This window comes from Actinocrinis sp. (assembly GCF_035938995.1).
GTDB lineage: Bacteria > Actinomycetota > Actinomycetes > Streptomycetales > Catenulisporaceae > DASZGI01.
The window spans coordinates 1-17,751 of the sequence record NZ_DASZGI010000372.1; the positions used below are offsets into that span (position 1 = coordinate 1).

Below are 17,751 nucleotides of genomic sequence, written 5' to 3' on the forward strand. Positions count from 1 at the left end.
AGCCGGTTGGGCTCGGTCGGCACGAACAGGCTCGCGTTCGGTGTGCTGAGGTTGCTGGTGAAGTAACCGGTGACGTCGACGATGATCTGCACGTTGCTCGAGGCGCCGCTGCAACTGCAGAGGTCGATCTTTCCGTTGGCCCCGACCGGCACGATCGCCCCGTTGGTGACGGTCACGCCGCCGCCGAAGTTCACCGTGCTGGTGACCGGCTGCGGCGTGCCGTCCGGATAGACGGTCAGGAAGCCGTTCGAGGTCGGCGCGGTTTCGGTGATCGAGACGGCCGCCGCGGTGACGCCGGTGGTCGGGATCCCGGCCGATCCGGTGATCTGCGCGGCGACCACGCCGCCGTTGGCGATCGGCCCCTTGGTGCCGCCGGTGCCGTCGCGGGTGTCCACGACCCGGGTCGGGTTGACCGGCACGAACTCGCTGCTCGCGCTCTGCGGCTGCGGAGGCGGCAGCACCGCGTTCCAGGTGTGGATGTCCGCGACCTGTCCTGAGTAGGGCGCTGAGCGGGTGTTGTTGTCCAGGAAGTCGCCCACGTGGAACGGGCCGGTGAATCCGCTGAGCGCCGCGTGCGTGGCGACCGAGGTCTCGACACCGTTCACGTACAGGGTCATGATGCCGGTCGAGGCGTTGTAGCTGGCCGTGATCTGTGCCCATACGCCCAGCTGCACGATCCCGCCGGCATCGCAGTCGTAGTTCCAGGTGGTGTTGTCCGTCTTAGCCAGACAGAACATCCACTTCCGGCTGGCTCCGTCGGGATAGAGGATGAAGCCCGAGGAGTGCGAGCCGTCCTGAGAAAGGATCACCCCGCCCAGGGCGTTGGGCTTCGCCCGGACCGAGACGGTGAAGTCGCTCGCCACGTTGACCGCCGGACCCGAGGCGGACAGCACGCCGGTCCCGCCGCTCGGGGTGGTCCCGTCGGCCTGGGTGTTGAGCAGTGCGTCGGGCCGGTAGAGGTCGCCGGTGTTCCACTGCACCCCGGTGGTGCCGGTTAGGTTCAGCGAGCCGACACTGTCCGCGGTGCTCGTCAGCGCACTGCCGGAGGTGTTGGTGCCGATGTCCTGGAACAGCCACGCGTGGTTGGAGGTGTCCAGCGTCGTGGTGGCGGTGTTGGCCGGTTGGCCGCCGAGGGACGAGGGCAGGTAGGCGGTGACGACGCCCGTGGTGGGATCGGTCGCCCACAGGTCCGGGATCCCGGAGCCGCTGATGTCGGCGGCACGCAGCAGCAGGTTGAGACCGCTGTTCCAAGTGCTGCCCGAGGCTCCGGTGTAGAGGGCGTACTGGTTGGCGAATGTCAGGGTCGTGTGGTCGCTGGACAAACCGAGACCGGTCCACAGGTCGAGCGCACCCGTGGTGCGGTTCCACAGGTACATCGCGATCCCGGACGAGAGCTGGGTCGTGGCGATCGTCCAGCTGTTCCAGTCCTGCGATCCGTCCGGGCTGTTCAGGGCACTGAGCACGGAGCAGCCCTGCGGGCAGTCGCCGAACGTGCTGTTTGTGTTGTAGCCGTTCGGGGTCGTCGACCAGAGCAGGTAGAGCTGGTTGCTGATGGTCGCGAACAGATCCGGCGCGGTCTCGCCGTGGCCGCTGGTGTTGCCCGCGCTGGCGACCTGGGTCGCCACGTTGCCGTTCGAGTCGACCAGAGCGCCGGCCGGGATGGAGTACGGAGCGGTGGTCGTGCCGATGGTGGTCGGCGTGCCCAGGTGCAGCGGGTCGCCGCCGCCGTCGTTGCAGACCACGGCGCCGCCGCCGGCGTTGACACCGGTCGGGAAGTAGGCCAGGACGTCCTGCGCGCCGTAGCCGCAGTAGTCGCCGCTGATCGCCTGCGCGCCGTTCCAGTCGGCAGGTGTGGCGTTGGTGTTGAATCCGAGCCCGTTGATACCGATGTTGACCGCGCCGGTGGCGACGGTGCCGTCCCCGTGTCCGGTGGCCAGCCACAGGCCAGGCGGGAGGGCGGTGGTGCTGTTCCCGGCCACGATCAGGTCGGGGGTGCCGTCAAGGGTCAGATCGCCGTCCTTGGCCGGCGGATTGATGGTGGTGCCGTCGAACCACGCGGTGCGCGAGGAGCCGAGGTTGCCACCCGCCGACAGCGCGCTAACCGTCAGCGTGTTGACGAGTCGGGCGAGTGGGACGCTCACGTTCGTGGCTCCGGTCGCGTCGACCGTGACCGGCGGCTGGTCGTCCACCTGGTAGGTGAAGCCGGAGATGGTGGCGCCGACCGGCGGGGTCAGGGTGAACGAGCAGGAGGTGCCGACCTGCTGGACCGAGTCGGTGGTGTCGTTCACCGTCGCGCAGGTCTTGGCGCCGGACGGCGGGTTCGGGTTCGGAGCCACGGTCGGGGCCCCGGGGCGCGTCGGGTCCCACGCGAACGAGCACGTCGAGGACCAGCCGGAGGCCAGTGTGCCGTCGCTGGTCTGCGCCTGCCAGTTGAAGACCGTGCGCGCGCCCTTGGCCTGCGCCTTGAAGAACGACTCGGGCAGGTCCATCACGGCGAGCTGGCCCGATCCGCCCGTGTACGTGTCCGAATTCACGCCGTTCGCCGAGGTCAGTAGGTTGCCCGAGGAACCGGTGGTCAGGCTGAACGTGGTGGTCAGCGAGCCGCCGGCGCGGGTGTTGACGGTCGTGTAGAGCGACACGCCGGTGTCGCCGAGAGTGCTGCCGGCGCAGGTCGTGGCCGGCGAGGTGAACAGGCCGCTGGGGGTGTCCGGGGTGTAGTCGTAGGTGACCGTGAGGTTGGCCGAGCTGGCCTGGAATTCCTTGAAGGCGTAGTTGTCGCTGTGGTCGTCGGCGCGCATGGCCAGCGTCTGCGTGCCCTTACCCCCGTTCACGTCGTTGGCGACGGTGCCGGTGACGTTGAATGCCGGGATGCCGCCCGCCGGGCAGTTGGAGTTGTATCCGAGGGCGAAGTTCCCCTGCGCGATCGAGCCGCCCAGGTTGCCCGACCAGTAGTTCCAGGTCGCGTTCGAGGGGGAGAGCGTCGCGCCGGGCGCGTAGAGGTCGACCTTTTGATCGTGCCCGCCGGTGGGGCAGGCCCACGAGTGCGTCTCGACGATCCCGAAGTAGGCGCTGTAGATGGTCGCGCCGCGCAGGGTATTGAGATCGATGGGGAAGTCGAACAGGCTCAGCGCCTCGCCCTCCGGGCCACCGCTGTACCCGATCTGGGTGATGCCGTTCGTCGGGTCGACCGTCGAATCCCAGTGGTTGTCGTTCGGGTATCCGGCGCCCGGACTCGACCAGCCGTTGTTGCCGTAGCTGGGGGAGTAGGTCGGGTCCACGAACATCGGGAACAAAGCGTTCTTCGCCGTGAACAGCCCGTTCGGCGGGGCGATCGCGAGCGTTCCCGCCTGCGTGGTGACCTTCAGGGCCGCCGTGTGCGCGCCGTACGCGGGAGCGTCAGTGCCCGAAGTCCCCACGGCCGCCGCATGCGTGGCGAGCGGAGCGGCGACCGACGCCGCGGCAGAGTCCCACGCGCGCGGCACCGGGGCGGTGAACACGGCATGGCCGGACGCGTCGGTGACGGCCAGGTTTCCGGTCGCATCGCTGGTGAGCTTCAAGCCCTTGCTGGTGGTCATGTGCGCGGTCAGCAGCTGGGCGAGGCGCGGATCGGCCGCGGCGCTCGCGTTGTGCACTGTGAACACGTCGCTGACCGCGCCGGAGGTGCGGACGGTGACGGTCAGGTCCACGCCCGGCAGGACATTGCGATAGGTGGCGCTCGGCCCGGAAACCACCGGCCGCGGCAGGGCCAGCGGCAGAGTGAGGCTCATGCCCTCGCCGCCCTGGTGCAAGGAGATGAGCGCGCCCTTGCCGCCGCCGGAGAGGACCACGTCGCTCAGCGTCGCGGCGGGGGAGAAGGTGCCGTCGCGGTTCGCCTTGAGCGTCGCGTCGAGCCCGACCCACGCGCCGTTCTCACGCACGCGAACGGGCGCCGCCGACTCCGTGAGGGTCAGCGAGCCGTTGGGGTTCGCCGTGGTCAGTGAAGTCTCTGTAGTCAGCGAACTGACCTCAACTGCTTTACCCGTCGTGCGAGCCCGTGCAGAAGCCTGCGCCGCGGTGAGCGGCGCCGGGCCCGTTTTCCCCGTCGACGCGGCGCCGGTCGTGGCGGTGTTTCCGCTGCTCAAAGCAGATGCCTGTGGCGCGAATCCGAGAACCCCCGTGACCAGCGTGCCCGCGAGCAATGCCGCCGCCCCGCGTCCGGGCATGCCGATACTACTTCGAATATTCATTGCCGTGCATATCCCTCCGTGGTACGCGGGTCTCGACCGACCCCGCCGCGAGTAACCCCGCCGCGAGTATGGACCCAGCGGTTCCGATTGCGCGACATGTGTGATGTGCGTCACGTTCGAATACGTATTCGTTGCGTGGATTGCCAGTTTTCTTCCCCGGATTTGGTTGATTCTTTACCGTCGTAGCCTGAGTCGAAGCTTGAATCTGCTGGCACAGTGATCGGCGGGTGGCAGTCCGGTAGCGCTCCGACCGGACTGCGTAACCAATACGGGGAGCACGTTCACAAGGGGATAACGACACATGCGGGTCTTTTACTGGGGTGTGTCTACTGCTGCGCGCGCGATGGAGCGGGCCCGGCATTCGAGCTGGTTCACCGCTGCGCTGTCCACCGCCCTCGCCGCGCCGCTCGCGCTGTCGATCTCGCCGGACGCCCTGCCGAAGGCCCCGAACACGGCCCCCACACCGTCGTTGGGCGCGCCGGTCTCCGGTGTTCAGGCGTACAAGGCGAAGCCGGCGGCGCAACCGAAGCAACCGGCGAACTACAAGGCCACGGCGACATCCTGGCCGACCGCGGCCTCCGGCGCCCTCGCGCTGACGGCCGGTTCGCCCGGAGCGTCGCCGAGCTCTGCGACGAAGTCGAACGTCGCCACGACCACGAAGAGCCACGCGGCGGGCACGCCGGTGTGGGCGCAGGCGGTCACCGACTCGCACGGCGCATATGCGGGCCCGTCGTCACTCGGTGTTAAGGTGCTGAGTCACCAGGCGGCGTCGGACGCGGGCGTGTCGGGCGTCCTGACCCAGATCACCCCGACCGGCGCGGGCCGGGGCCAGGTGCGCGTCGGGGTGGACTACTCCTCGTTCGCGCAGGCGTACGGCGGGGACTACGCCTCGCGGCTGCGGCTGGTGGAGCTTCCCGCATGCGCGCTGACAACTCCGCAACTCGCCGCCTGCCGGACGCAGACCCCGCTGGCCTCGACGAACGATGGCGCCGGGCAGAGCGTGTCCGCCACGCTCCCGCTCGGCACGGCTGTGTCGAGCAATGCCGTGTCGAGCAAGACGGCGGACCGGTCGGCCCCGACTACTGACAGCGCGGCCGCCAACAGCGCGGTCGTGCTCGCCGTCACCTCATCGACCTCGGGCGGAGACGGCGGCGGAGGCGGCGGCCAGTACGGCGCGACGTCGCTCAAGCCCTCGGGCTCCTGGAGCGCGGGCGGCTCCTCCGGAACCTTCGACTATTCGTACCCGATGACGGTGCCGCAGGCGGTTTCCACGCTCGTCCCGAGCGTCGGCCTGTCGTACGACTCGGGCAGCGTGGACGGGCAGATCGCCTCGACCCAGTCGCAGTCCTCGTGGATCGGGGACGGGTGGTCGATGGCCGACTCGTTCATCGAGCAGTCGTTCGTGACCTGCTCGGATACGCCTGAGGGGGTGACGCTGCCGACGGCCGACCAGACCGGGGACATGTGCTACGACGGGCCGATCCTGACCCTGTCGCTGGGCGGATCGAGCTCGTCGCTGGTGTGGGACTCCGGGGCGAAGGCGTGGAAGGCCTCGACCGACAACGGCGAGGTGATCACCCAGCACAAGAACGCGAACAACGGCACCGGGACCTACGACACCGACTACTGGACAGTGACCACCCGCGACGGCACCGTCTACAGCTTCGGCCTGAACCACCTGCCCGGCTGGAACTCGAAAAGCACCCCGACCAACTCCGTGGACACCGAACCGGTGTACTCGGCCAACCCGGGCGACCCGTGCTACAACTCCGCCGGGTTCACCTCCTCGGTGTGCACCATGGCGTACCGCTGGCACCTCGACTACGTCAAGGACCTGCACGGCAACGCGATGGCGTACTACTACGCGCAGGACACGAACTACTACGGCGAGGACGTCGGTGCGCACACCGTGTCGTACGTGCGTGACAGCCACCTGGCGCACGTCGACTACGGGTTCACCGACGGCAACGCGTACGGCACCGTGCCCGACAGCGTCGTCTTCAGCACCGGCGACCGGTGCGTGTCAGGCACCTGTGACCCGCTGAACTCGACCAACGCGCCCAACTGGCCGGACGTGCCCGACGACCTGATCTGCCCGTCCACCGGCACCTGCGACAATTCGAGCCCGTCGTTCTTCTCCACCGCGCGGCTGACCTCGATCGCGGCCAAGCAGTACAACGGCTCGGGCTGGAACACGGTCGACACCTGGGACCTGAACCAGACGATCCCGACCACGGGCACGTACAACACCTCCACGCTGTGGCTGTCATCGATCACCCACACCGGCTCCGACACGAGCGCCGGCGGCTCGGCGGTCACCCTGCCCTCGGTCAGCTTCGGCTCGATCATGATGGCGAACCGGGTGAACTACACCACCGGCACCGGGTCGGGGCTCGGCCCGCTCAACCGGTACCGGATCAGCACGATCACCACCGAGACCGGCAGCGTCATCAGCGTCAAGTACGAACTCGTGGACCCGTGCTCGTCACCCGTCACGCTGGATCCGAGCACGAACACCTCCTCGTGCTTCCCGGCGTACTGGACCCCCGACGGCGCGACGACCCCGTACCTGGACTGGTTCAACAAGTACTCGGTGCAGTCCGTCTCCCAGTCGGACCCGTCCGGCGGCAGCGCGGGTCTGTTCACCCAGTACAAGTACCTCGGCCACGCGGCCTGGCACTACGACGACAACGAGCTGGTTCCGGCGAAATACCGCACGTACGGCCAGTTCCGCGGCTACGGCGACGTGCAGACGCGCACCGGACAGGGCAGCGACCCGCTCACCTTGTCAGAGGGCTGGTATTACCGCGGGATGTCGGACGACAACGACTCCACCGCGGTCACCCTCACGGACACGAATGGCGGCACCCACGACGACGCCGACCAGCTCGCCGGCTCGACGCTGGAAGACGCGACGTACACCTATGACGGCGGGTCCATCGACCACTCGACGGTCAGCTCGTACTGGGTGTCCGCGCCGACCGCGACCCGCACCCGCACCGGACTGCCCGCGCTGACCGCGAACGCGATCAAGCCGGTGGAGACCTGGACCAAGCAAGCACTGACCGACACCAATCCACCCTCCTGGCGCGAGACCGCGACCGTCACCAGCTACGACACCAACGCCGCGGACCCCGACTTCGGACTGCCGCTGTTCGTCGACGACACCGGCGATCTGGCACTCGTCGGCACGGGCAGCTCCCAGGAAACCTGCGAGCAGACGACGTATGCGCCCGCGAACACGGACCTGAATCTGGTCGGGCTGGTCGCGGCGACCGAGACGGACGCGAAGCCGTGCGGCGGCACCGGTCCCGGCGCGTCGTCCGCGCCCACCGCCGCGCAGATGAACGCGCTGACCGCGCCCGCCTCGCTGAACAAGGCCACTGACGTCGTCACCGCCGGCCGCACGATCTACGACGATCAGGCGGACGCCACCACCTGGCCCCAGCCCGCGTCGATCTCGCAGGGCACGCCGACGCTCGGCGAACCCTCGATCGTGCAGGCCGCCACCGGATACGCCAACGGTGCCTTCACCTACAAGACCAAGTCCGCCACCGTGTACGACGGGTACGGCCGTCCGACCGCGACCTACGACGCGCTCGGCGACAAGACATCGACCTCGTATACGATGACCAGCTACGGCACGGTCACCGGCACCTCCAACACCAACGCGCTCGGCCAGACCCAGTCCACCACCCTGGACCCGGAGCGCACGATCGTCACCAGCGCGACCGACGCCAACAACATCACCACGACCGTCCACTACGACGGACTCGGCCGCACGACCGCCGTGTGGTACCACGGCCGCTCGCCGTCCGACCCCGCGGACGCCCAGTACACGTACACGGTGTCCAGCACGGTCACGGCGGTGACGACGCAGACGCTCAACGACGAGTCCGGATATTCGACCTCGACGCAGATCTACGACGCGCTGCTGCGGCCGCGCCAGACGCAGAAGCAGGCGCTGACCGTGTCGGCGGGGCGGATCGTCAACGACACCTTCTACGACACGCACGGCTGGGTGACCAAGACCAACGCCGATTACTGGGACCCGTCCAGCGCTCCCACCACCACCCTGGTCACGGTCCCCGACAACAAGGTGCACCAGCAGACCCTGACGTCCTACGACGGACTCGGCCGCGCGGTGGAAGTCCAGTCGCTGGACAACGCGTCCAACCCCACCGTCGACGACATCTCCTACACCCAATACACCGGCGACAAGACCGTCTCAGTGCCGCCGACCGGCGGGGTGGCGACCGCGAGCGTCACCGACGCCCTCGGCCGCAGCACCGAGCTGGACCAGTACACGTCTGCGCCGACGGTGACCACCGGCACGGCAGGCGGCTTCACCACCGTCGGCATCAGTGGCGGAACGACCCAGGCGACGCAGTACACGTACGACGCTCTCGGCCGCCCGTACCAGACGATCGACGCAAAGGGCGAGACCTGGTCGACCACGTACGACTACCTCGGTCAGACCGCGACCACCATCGATCCGGACAGCGGCACGACCGGCACGACGCTCTACGACGCAGCCGGCCACACCGTTCAGACCACTGACTCGGCCGGGCACACCCAGTCGTTCACCTACGACGCCCTGGGCCGCAAGACCGCCGAGTACGACGCCCCGCTCAACGCGCAGTCCTCGTCGAACGAGATCGCGTCCTGGGTGTACGACAACAGCAACGACGAGCCCGGCGTCAGCGACGCGATCGGCCAGCTGACCACCCAGACCTCGTACACCAGCGCGGGTGCGTTCACCATTCAGTCGCTCGGGTTCAACGTCTTTGGCGCATCGCTCGGCGAGAGCTACATGGTGCCGGGCGGCAGCAGCCTGGCAGGCACATACACATATAAGCACGCGTACTCGAAGATCACCGGGAACCCCAGCGCGACACAGGTCCCGGCGGTGGGCGGGCTGTCGCAGGAAATCCTGAACCTGGGCTTCTCCTCGTACAACGGGATCGACGTGCCCTCCACGCTCGGGGGCTTGAACGGGTACACCCAGAACATCACCTACACCGCGTTGGGCCAGGTCGCCCAGGAGACCATCGGCTCGAACAACAACGCGTCGATCACGAACACCTACGATCCGCACACCGGCGCGATCACCGACAGCCGCCTGGTGAATACCGCGGTCTCCTCGACTCCGCTGGACGAGAGCAGCTACGCCTACGACGCGTCCGGCAACCCGACAAGCCAGACCGAGATCCGCAATGGCGCCCAGAACGAGACCCAGTGCTACAACTATGACGCGCTCGACCGCCTCACCCAGGCCTGGACCACGAACAGCGCCAACGCGTCGAGCTGCGGTACCCAGCCCACCAGCTCCAACGTCACCAGCACCGTCGGCGACGGGATCGCCGGGGCGGCGTACTGGACCAGCTGGACCTTCGACCCGCTCGGCCAGCCCAAGACCCAGACCAACCACTCGCTGACCGGCGCTACCGACACCACCACTACCTATAACTACGGCGGCAGCGCGAGCACCTGCACCACCAGCTCCACCGGCGCGCACACCCTCAACTCCACCAGCACCACCGGCCCGTCCGGCACAACGAACGCCAGCTACTGCAACAACGGACTCGGCGAGACGACCGGCCGACCCGGCCCCGGCACGAGCGGTCAGCAGACCCTCACCTGGGACGACCTGGGACGGCTCTCCACGATCACTACGGCCGCGGGTGGCACCGGCTATCTCTACGACGCGAACGGCAACGTCCTCGAGCGCACCGATCCCGGCACCACCACCCTGTTCCTGCCGGGCCAGCAGCTCCAGCTCAACACTTCGAACAACGCGATCACCGCGACGCGGTTCATCCCGCTGCCTGGCGGTGGGCAGGCGGTGGAGTCCGGCACGACGAACAACTACCAGTTCGAACTCGCCGACCCACACGGCACCGCGACGATCAGCCTCGACGCGACCGTGGAGAACCCGAGCTGGCAGCAGTACACCCCCTATGGCGCGCCCCGCGGCAGCGTCCCGGGCACCTGGAACGACCCCAACGGGTATCTGGACCAGCCACAGGACACTGGTACAGGATTGACCACACTCGGAGCCCGCGAGTACGACCCCGTACTGGGAAGGTTCCTCAGCGTCGACCCGATTTTCGCATCCACGAACCCGCAGTCGCTCAACGGCTACACCTACGCCGCCGCGAACCCCGTCAGCAACAGCGACGCGACCGGCAAGATGGTCGACTGCGGTAACGGCTGGTGCGGCGACCCGGGCGGCTGCAACCTGATGACCCACTGCGGCACCACGGACGTACCGCCTCCGCCGACGACCGCACCGAGCGGCGGCTCCGGCAGCGGCTCGGGTTCGGGCAGCAGCAGCGGATCCGGCTCGGGATCCAGCAGCGGAGACGGCGGCTGCTCGAGCCTGCACGGCAAGATGCGCCAACTGTGCGCCGAGACAGCGGCGACAGCGAACGACATCTGTGACGCCGCCTGCCTCTACATCCAGCAGCTCTCAACCGCGTGCACCGCAGCCGGCGGCGAGCTGAACGGCACCACCTGTGAGAAGCCCGTCCCGCCGAAGCCGCACCACTGGTGGGAAGCCGTCCTCGCGGTCGTCGCCGTCGTCGCGATCGTGGTGGTCGCCGTCGCCTGCATCGTCCAACCCGAGCTACTCCCGGCAGCACTTGAAGCAGGCGAGGCATTAGCACCCGAATTAGCAGAAGGCGCGGCAGATACCGCGGCAGAAGCAACCAGCACCGCGGTCGAGGCCGGCGCCGACGCAAGTAGTGCGAGCGACGTCGCCGCCAGCACCGCGGGCGAAAGCGCGAGCTCCACGGAGGCCACGGCTGCCACGGAAGGTGAGGCCGCGAGCAGCAGCAGCGAAGCGGCAAGCAGCAGCGAGGCTTCGAGCAGCAGCGAGTCCGCCGCCAGCAATGAAAGTACGAGTTCTGAGTCCTCGTCCTCATCCCGCAGCCCCGAACGCTCGAACGCGTCCAAGACCCAGAACTCCCGCTCCTGCGCCTCTGTCGAGGTTTGTGGCCCCGGCGAAGTCAGGGTCGGCAACGTGAAAAACATTGTCGTCAAGGGCGGAACGTTCATAGGTAAGGCGAACACGGCGGTGATCACAGACGGTGGAACCTTCATCGGGGACGCCGAGAACGTGGTCCAGATCGGCAGCTACAACACGATCGGTGAGCTGGGCCCAGAGGGCGCGAATTCCTTTGTCGGCAACGTTAAAAACGCTGTCCAGGCCTTACGGGTTTTTGGTGGAGTCTTCGCTGACGGCCAGCAGGTGTGGCCGCTTCTGGACGGTCTTGAGTAAGGCGGTGTCTCACGTCGTGGTGCTCTGAGACCGTCGCTGCGATATCTGCCGACGTGCGCGCGCACACGAGTTCGTTCAGCCTGGCGGGCCGTGGTTTCGATGGGCGGACGCACGTCCCGGGGTTTCGGCGGATAAGTACGCTTGGCCGATCTGCCTGCGCTGTGCCGTCTGCACGCCGCGCGCGATGGCACCGCCGCGACGGCTTCGGACCTGGACTCGGCAGATCTGCCGGACGGTTGGGTCGCAGTGGCTGCCGATGATACGGCTCCGCTTGCGAAGGAACTGCGGCGGGAGGTCGGCGAGGAGCACATATTGTGGGGCGCCACCGCTACAGCCGTCGCGCGGGCGCGGTGCCGATCGTGCGATCGGTCGGTGTTCAGTCTCCGCGACGGTCCGCGTCCGCGGTGGTGCATCGTCCACCTGACCTGGTCGGGAGCTGCCGAGTCTGCCTTGTCCCCGAGCTGTCAGCTCTTCTCGTGCCCGGAGACGACGCTGACGGCCCTGAGAGAGCACACGCACCGGCGCTACGTTCGGTCCGATGAGCCGACCAAGATTTTTTGAGAAAACTCGTCGATCGTGTCGATTCCGCGCCGCGCCGTTCGAAGCATGCTCAAAGGCCGGACCACAGTGGTCCAGACTGGGCCCGGTGCCCAGGCCGAACTGAGCAGAGGAGACCGATCATGCGTTACCTGATGACCACCTACGCTGGCTCGACCGCCCCCGACGAGAAGATGTTCGCCGAGATGGGCAAGTTCGTCGAGGAGCTGACCAAGTCCGGCGTGCTGCTCGCGGCAGGGGGACTGGAGCCGACCGGCACTCACATCTCGTCCCGCGACGGCAAGCTGACGCTGACTGACGGCCCCTACACCGAGGCCAAGGAGCTGATCGTCAGCTTCGCGCTGGTCGAGGTGCGCGACAAGGACGAGGCGCTCGAGATCTCCCGGCGATTCTGGGCGATCGCGGGGGACGGCGACAGCGACGTCCGGCAGGTTTTCGCCTGACGGTGCCGGAGGGGTGATCCGCCGGTTGACTCGGCTGATTGAGCCGGGCGGCTGACGCTGTTGGCTGAGCGGTGCGGCTGACGTTGGCTGACCGGGGGTCGGTCTTGCGTTGGAGCCGATGACGATGTTGTCATCGGCTCCATGGCCGTTTCCGACACCGCCCCCGATGCTGACGCCGACGCCGACATCCATCGCGCGATCGAGGCGGTCTGGCGCCTGGAGTCCGCACGGATCATCGCGGGACTTGCTCGGCTCGTGCGCGACGTCGACCTGGCTGAGGAACTGGCCCAGGACGCGCTGGTCGCCGCGCTGGAGCAGTGGCCCTCGGAGGGCATCCCGCCGAACCCCGGTGCCTGGCTGACAGTCATCGCCAAGCGCCGGGCGATCGACCGGTTGCGCCGGCTCGAACGTCTCGAGCGCAAGCAGGAGCAGATCGAGGCCGAGCTGCGGACCGTGCAGCCGAGCGTCGAGGCCGAGGTCGAGGCGGCCCTCGACGACGCCGAGGTCGGCGACGACCTGTTGCGGCTGATGTTCATCTCCTGCCATCCGGTGCTCTCCACCGAGGCGCGGGTCGCGCTCACCCTGCGGCTGCTCGGCGGCCTGACCACCGGGGAGATCGCGCGGGCGTTCCTCCAGCCCGAGGCCACGATCGCCCAGCGCATCGTGCGAGCCAAACGCACCCTCGGCAAGAACCACATCCCGTTCGAGCTGCCGCCCCTTCAGGAGCGCGCCGAGCGGATGGCCTCGGTGCTCGAAGTCATCTACCTCGTCTTCAACGAGGGTTACGCGGCGACCGGCGGCGAGGACTGGACCCGCCCCGAGCTGTGCCACGAGGCGCTTCGACTTGGCCGAATCCTCGCCGAGATCGCGCCGAACGACGCCGAAGCCCGCGGCCTGGTGGCGCTCATGGAAATCCAGGCGTCCCGGCTGCGTGCCCGGGTCGGACCATCGGGCGAACCGGTTCCGCTCCTCGAGCAGAACCGCGGGCGCTGGGACCGGCTGCTCATCCTGCGCGGATTCGCGGCACTACTGCGCGCGGAGCAGATCGGGGGACCGCCGGGCCCGTACGTGCTTCAAGCGGCCATCGCGGCGTGCCACGCCCAAGCCCAGGCCCCCGAGGAGACCGATTGGGCGCAGATCGCGGCGCTCTACGACATTCTCGGTCGGGTCGCGCCGTCTCCGGTGGTTCGCCTCAACCACGCGGTCGCCGTATCTATGGCGGCCGGGCCCGCCGAGGGACTGAAGCTGGTCGACGCGCTCGCCGACGAACCGGCGCTCAAGGACTACCACCTGCTGCCCACGGTCCGGGGAGATCTGCTGGCTAAGCTCGGCCGGCACGAGGAGGCGCGTGAGGAGTTCGAGCGCGCCGCGTCGCTCGCGCGCAACGTCCGGGAGCAGGAGGTTCTGCTCTGCCGCGCCGCGGCGGCGAACTCGATGTAAAGAATCTTGGTGGACGTGTCGAATCGGTCTCCCGCCGATCGAAGCGTGAGTGAGCCGGGCGACAAGGCCCGGCGAATCTCACAGGGAGACCATCATGACTTCGACAGTGACCACGACCGCGAACACGCTCTCTGCGACGTCCGCGACCGTCGTTACCGGCAAGCGGACGGCGGCGACTCGCGCGCTGCTCGCTTGTGCAGCACTGTCCGCGCCGCTCTTCGCCGTCGTCTCGCTGAGCCAGGCATTCACCCGCGCCGGGTTCGACCTCACCCGTAACCCGCTCAGCCAGCTGAGCGACGGCTCACTCGGCTGGATCCAGGTCACCGACTTCGTGCTCACGGGTGTGCTGGCGATACTCGGCGCGGCCGGGCTGCGGCGAGCGCTTGCGGGTCGGACCGGCGGCGTCTGGGTGCCGCGGCTCGTGCGCATCGCTGGCATCGGCTACGTCGCGGCCGGGATCTTCCACATGGACCCGGGCAACGGCTTCCCGGCCGGCACACCGTTGGGCGAGCCGCACACGATGAGCTGGCACAGCGACCTGCACATGCTCTCCGGCACGGTCGCCTTCGCCGCGACCATCGCCGCCTGCTTCGTGCTCGGCCGCTTCTACGCCCGCGAAGGACGGCGCGGTCTCGCGATCGCCTCCCGGATCGCCGGTGTGATCTTCATTCTGGGCGACGGCTGGGCGATGGTCGGCGGAGCGGCGGGCTCGCTGACCCTGTGCATCGGCGCGCTGACGGGGATGCTGTGGGTGAGCTACGTGGCGGCGCGACTGCGGACGGAATGACCGATGACTCAGTAACGGGTATCAAGCAGCGGCGCCGCGGACGTGCGAGACGTCCGCGGCGCCGCGTTGGCTTGTCGCGCGGGTGCGGGGCCGGATGAGCCGCGCACGACCAGTTCGGTCGCGAGCTCGACGTGCAGGGCGTCGACCCGGTGCCCGTCCAGGAGACGGATCAGCAGGCTGACGGCCATCCGGCCCATCTCCTCGAGCGGCTGGCGGACGGTGGTCAGCTGGGGGTTGGTGGCCTGGGCGAGGTCGATGTCGTCGAAACCCGTGATCGACAGGTCGGCCGGTACGCTCAGTCCCCGCTCGGCCGCGGCGGCCAGCGCGCCGACCGCGGTCTTGTCGTTGAAGCAGACCAGCGCGGTGGGCCGGTCCTCGAGGTCGAGCAGCTCGCCGGCCGTCCGGTAGCCGAATGGCGTCGTCGGCTCGCCCGCGCGGCACAACTCCGGGTCGGGGAGCACGCCGACCCCGGCGAGCGCGGCGGCGTGCCCGGCCAGCCGAGCCTCCCCGGCCAGCCAGTTGTGCGGTCCGGCCACCACCCCGATGCGCCGGTGGCCGAGCTGGACCAGGTGATGGCTGAGGCTGCGGGCCCCGGCGAAGTGGGCCGCGGAGACCGCCGCGATGTCGCGCGGCGGCGGGGTGCGCGGATCGACCACGACGAACGGGAAGCCGCGGGCGCGCAGCGCGACGAGCTCGTCGCTGGGCTCGGGCGGAAGGATCACGATCGCGCCGCCGACGCCTGGCCGCGCGGGGAGCGTGGGCAGCACCGTCTCCTGCTGCGCGGCCTCCCCGGCGTTCAGCATCAGGGTTCTGCCGTGAAGCTCCAGGGTCTCGGCGATCGAGGAGACGATCAGCCCGAAGTAGTCGGTGAGCACGTACGGGCAGCGCAGGTAAACCGCATCCGACGAGGTGCGCCGCACGCCCGGACGGGAACCGGCCGCCTGAGCGCCGAGCTGCTCGGCGGCGCGGCGCACCAGCTCGCGGGTCTCGGGCGCGACGTTCGTCTGGTCGTTGAGGACCCGGGAGACCGTGGCGATGGACACCCCGCTCTGCGCCGCGATCGCGCGCACAGTCACCCGCCGCCCCTGCGGACCGCTAACCATGTGTTACACGATGCTGTTCCATGACCGAAGCATAGTCAGTCCGGAGAAGCGTGGAGAAGACGCTGGGTCCCTTGACACGGCCAGGTATCGCTGCTTGTCTACCGCTGCTGAAAGTGTTCCATGATTGTTACATCTGTTTCATGACCTCCGCCCGACTCGCGCAAGGAGGATGACGATGTCCCGCATTCGAGTGATCGCGATATCGCTGGGCACGGCGGTGGCCGCCATCGGCGCCACCACGGCGGCCAGCGTCGGAGCGGCAGCCGCCGACGGGCGCGGGTCCGCGCCCGTCGCGGCCCATGTCTGGGTCACCACCCCCGACGGCACGGACAAGATGGCTGATCTGGGGACGGTGCCGTTCAGTACCGCGGCGACCACCGCTCCGACGGTCGTGGTCGATCCGACCCTGAAGTACCAGACGATGCAGGGCTTCGGCGGCGCGATCACCGACTCGTCGGCCGCCGTGCTCTCCGGGCTTTCCCCTGCTGCGCGCGAGGCGACGATGCGCTCGCTGTTCGACCCGCGGACCGGGGACGGCCTGGACTATCTGCGCCAGCCGATCGGCGCCTCCGACTTCGTGGTGAACGCGGCCTACACCTACGACGACCTGCCAGCCGGCCAGACCGACTACGCGCAGCGCGACTTCAGCATCGCGCACGACCAGGCGCAGATCCTTCCGCTGCTGCGTGAGGCCAAGGCCATCAATCCCCGCCTGCAGATCGTGGCCACGCCGTGGAGCCCGCCCGCGTGGATGAAGACCACTGACTTGCTGGACGGCGGACGGCTGATCGACGACCCGCGCGTCTACCGCTCCTACGCGCTCTACCTGCTGAAGTTCGTCGAGGCGTACAAGGCGAACGGCGTCACGGTCGACACGATCACCGTCCAGAACGAGCCGCAGAACCGCACGCCGAACGGGTATCCGGGAACGGACATGCCCTCCTGGCAGGAGGAGAAGGTCATCGAGGACCTCGGCCCGATGCTGCGCGACGCGGACCTGCACACCCAGATCCTCGCGTACGACCACAACTGGACCGAGCACCCGAACGACGTCGCCAACACCCCGCCGGACGAGACCGCGGACATCAACGCGTACCCGCAGAACGTCCTGTCCTCCCCGGCCGCGAAGTGGGTCTCGGGCGTCGCATACCACTGCTACTACGGCGATCCGAGCGCGATGACGACGCTGCACAACCAGTTCCCGGACAAGGCGATCTACTTCACTGAGTGCTCGGGAAGCCAGTCCTCGAACCCGGCGAACACCTTCTCCGACACGCTCAAGTGGCACGCCAGGAACCTGATCATCGGCGCGACCCGCAACTGGGCCGAGACCGTCATCAACTGGAACCTCGCCCTCGACCCGTCCGGCGGCCCGCACGTGGGCGGTTGCGCCACCTGCACCGGAATCGTGACCGTTGGCCCCGGCGACACCGTCACCAACGACGCCGAGTACTACACGCTCGGACATCTGGCCCGGTTCGTGACGCCCGGCGCGGTGCGCATCGGCAGCACGTCCTTCGGTACGACCGGCTGGAACGGTCAGATCATGGATGTGGCGTTCCGCAATCCGGACGGCAGCACCGTGCTGGTCGCGCACAACGAGAACGACAACCCGCAGACCTTCGCGGTGCGCGAAGGCAGCCAGGCGTTCACCTACACCCTGCCCGGCGGCGCCCTCGCCACGTTCGTCTGGCGCGGCGACATCCCCGGAACCGACGCGCTGCGTCAGGTCAACCCGACCGGCTGGACCGCGACGGCGAACCCGAACGGCCCGACCAACCCCTGCTGCACCGGTGACGTAGCGGCCAACGCCGTGGACGGCGACGCCAGCACCCGCTACTCGACCGGCACGGGCCAGACCCCCGGGCAGTACCTCCAGGTCGACTTCGGCAAGACAGTCGATGCCCGCCAG

At 68.5% G+C, this 17,751-nt stretch carries 7 protein-coding genes; 5 read left to right on the forward strand and 2 right to left on the reverse strand.

What is annotated here, in order from left to right:
• Window positions 1-3,917: DNRLRE domain-containing protein (locus VGZ32_RS25720; protein WP_326888782.1), on the reverse strand; the 3,917-nt coding region annotated here is incomplete at its 3' end.
• Window positions 3,918-4,527: 610 nt separating this feature from the next.
• Between VGZ32_RS25720 and VGZ32_RS25725 the strand changes: the two genes are divergently transcribed.
• The 4 genes from VGZ32_RS25725 (at window position 4,528) to VGZ32_RS25740 (ending at window position 14,736) form a co-directional block, all read left to right on the forward strand.
• A complete protein-coding gene (locus VGZ32_RS25725) occupies window positions 4,528-11,508 on the forward strand; it encodes an RHS repeat-associated core domain-containing protein (protein ID WP_326888783.1) in 6,981 nt (2,326 codons plus the stop codon).
• 680 nt (window positions 11,509-12,188) lie between these two features.
• Entirely contained in the window at window positions 12,189-12,509 is a 321-nt protein-coding gene (locus VGZ32_RS25730) for a YciI family protein (RefSeq protein WP_326888784.1), read from the forward strand.
• A gap of 141 nt (window positions 12,510-12,650) precedes the next feature.
• Window positions 12,651-13,949 (forward strand): RNA polymerase sigma factor, encoded by a 1,299-nt coding sequence (locus VGZ32_RS25735; protein ID WP_326888785.1) that lies wholly within the window; start codon window positions 12,651-12,653, stop codon window positions 13,947-13,949.
• 94 nt (window positions 13,950-14,043) lie between these two features.
• Window positions 14,044-14,736 carry a DUF998 domain-containing protein gene (locus VGZ32_RS25740; protein WP_326888786.1) on the forward strand — a complete coding sequence of 231 codons (693 nt, stop codon included), beginning with the start codon at window positions 14,044-14,046 and terminating at the stop codon, window positions 14,734-14,736.
• A gap of 8 nt (window positions 14,737-14,744) precedes the next feature.
• Here the strand turns inward: VGZ32_RS25740 and VGZ32_RS25745 are convergent, their stop codons facing one another.
• Complete coding sequence (locus VGZ32_RS25745; RefSeq protein ID WP_326888787.1) at window positions 14,745-15,839, reverse strand: LacI family DNA-binding transcriptional regulator; 1,095 nt, start codon at window positions 15,837-15,839, stop codon at window positions 14,745-14,747.
• Between the two features lie 175 nt (window positions 15,840-16,014).
• On the opposite strand from VGZ32_RS25745, the gene VGZ32_RS25750 reads away from it, so the two are divergent.
• Window positions 16,015-17,751: glycoside hydrolase family 30 beta sandwich domain-containing protein (locus tag VGZ32_RS25750; RefSeq protein WP_326888788.1), on the forward strand; the 1,737-nt coding region annotated here is incomplete at its 3' end.

Coding starts and splice junctions, on each gene's coding strand:
- VGZ32_RS25725 (WP_326888783.1), top strand. CDS start 4,528: ATGCGGGTCTTTTACTGGGGTGTGTCTACTGCTGCGCGCGCGATGGAG.
- VGZ32_RS25730 (WP_326888784.1), top strand. CDS start 12,189: ATGCGTTACCTGATGACCACCTACGCTGGCTCGACCGCCCCCGACGAG.
- VGZ32_RS25735 (WP_326888785.1), top strand. CDS start 12,651: ATGGCCGTTTCCGACACCGCCCCCGATGCTGACGCCGACGCCGACATC.
- VGZ32_RS25740 (WP_326888786.1), top strand. CDS start 14,044: ATGACTTCGACAGTGACCACGACCGCGAACACGCTCTCTGCGACGTCC.
- VGZ32_RS25745 (WP_326888787.1), bottom strand. CDS start 15,839: ATGGTTAGCGGTCCGCAGGGGCGGCGGGTGACTGTGCGCGCGATCGCG.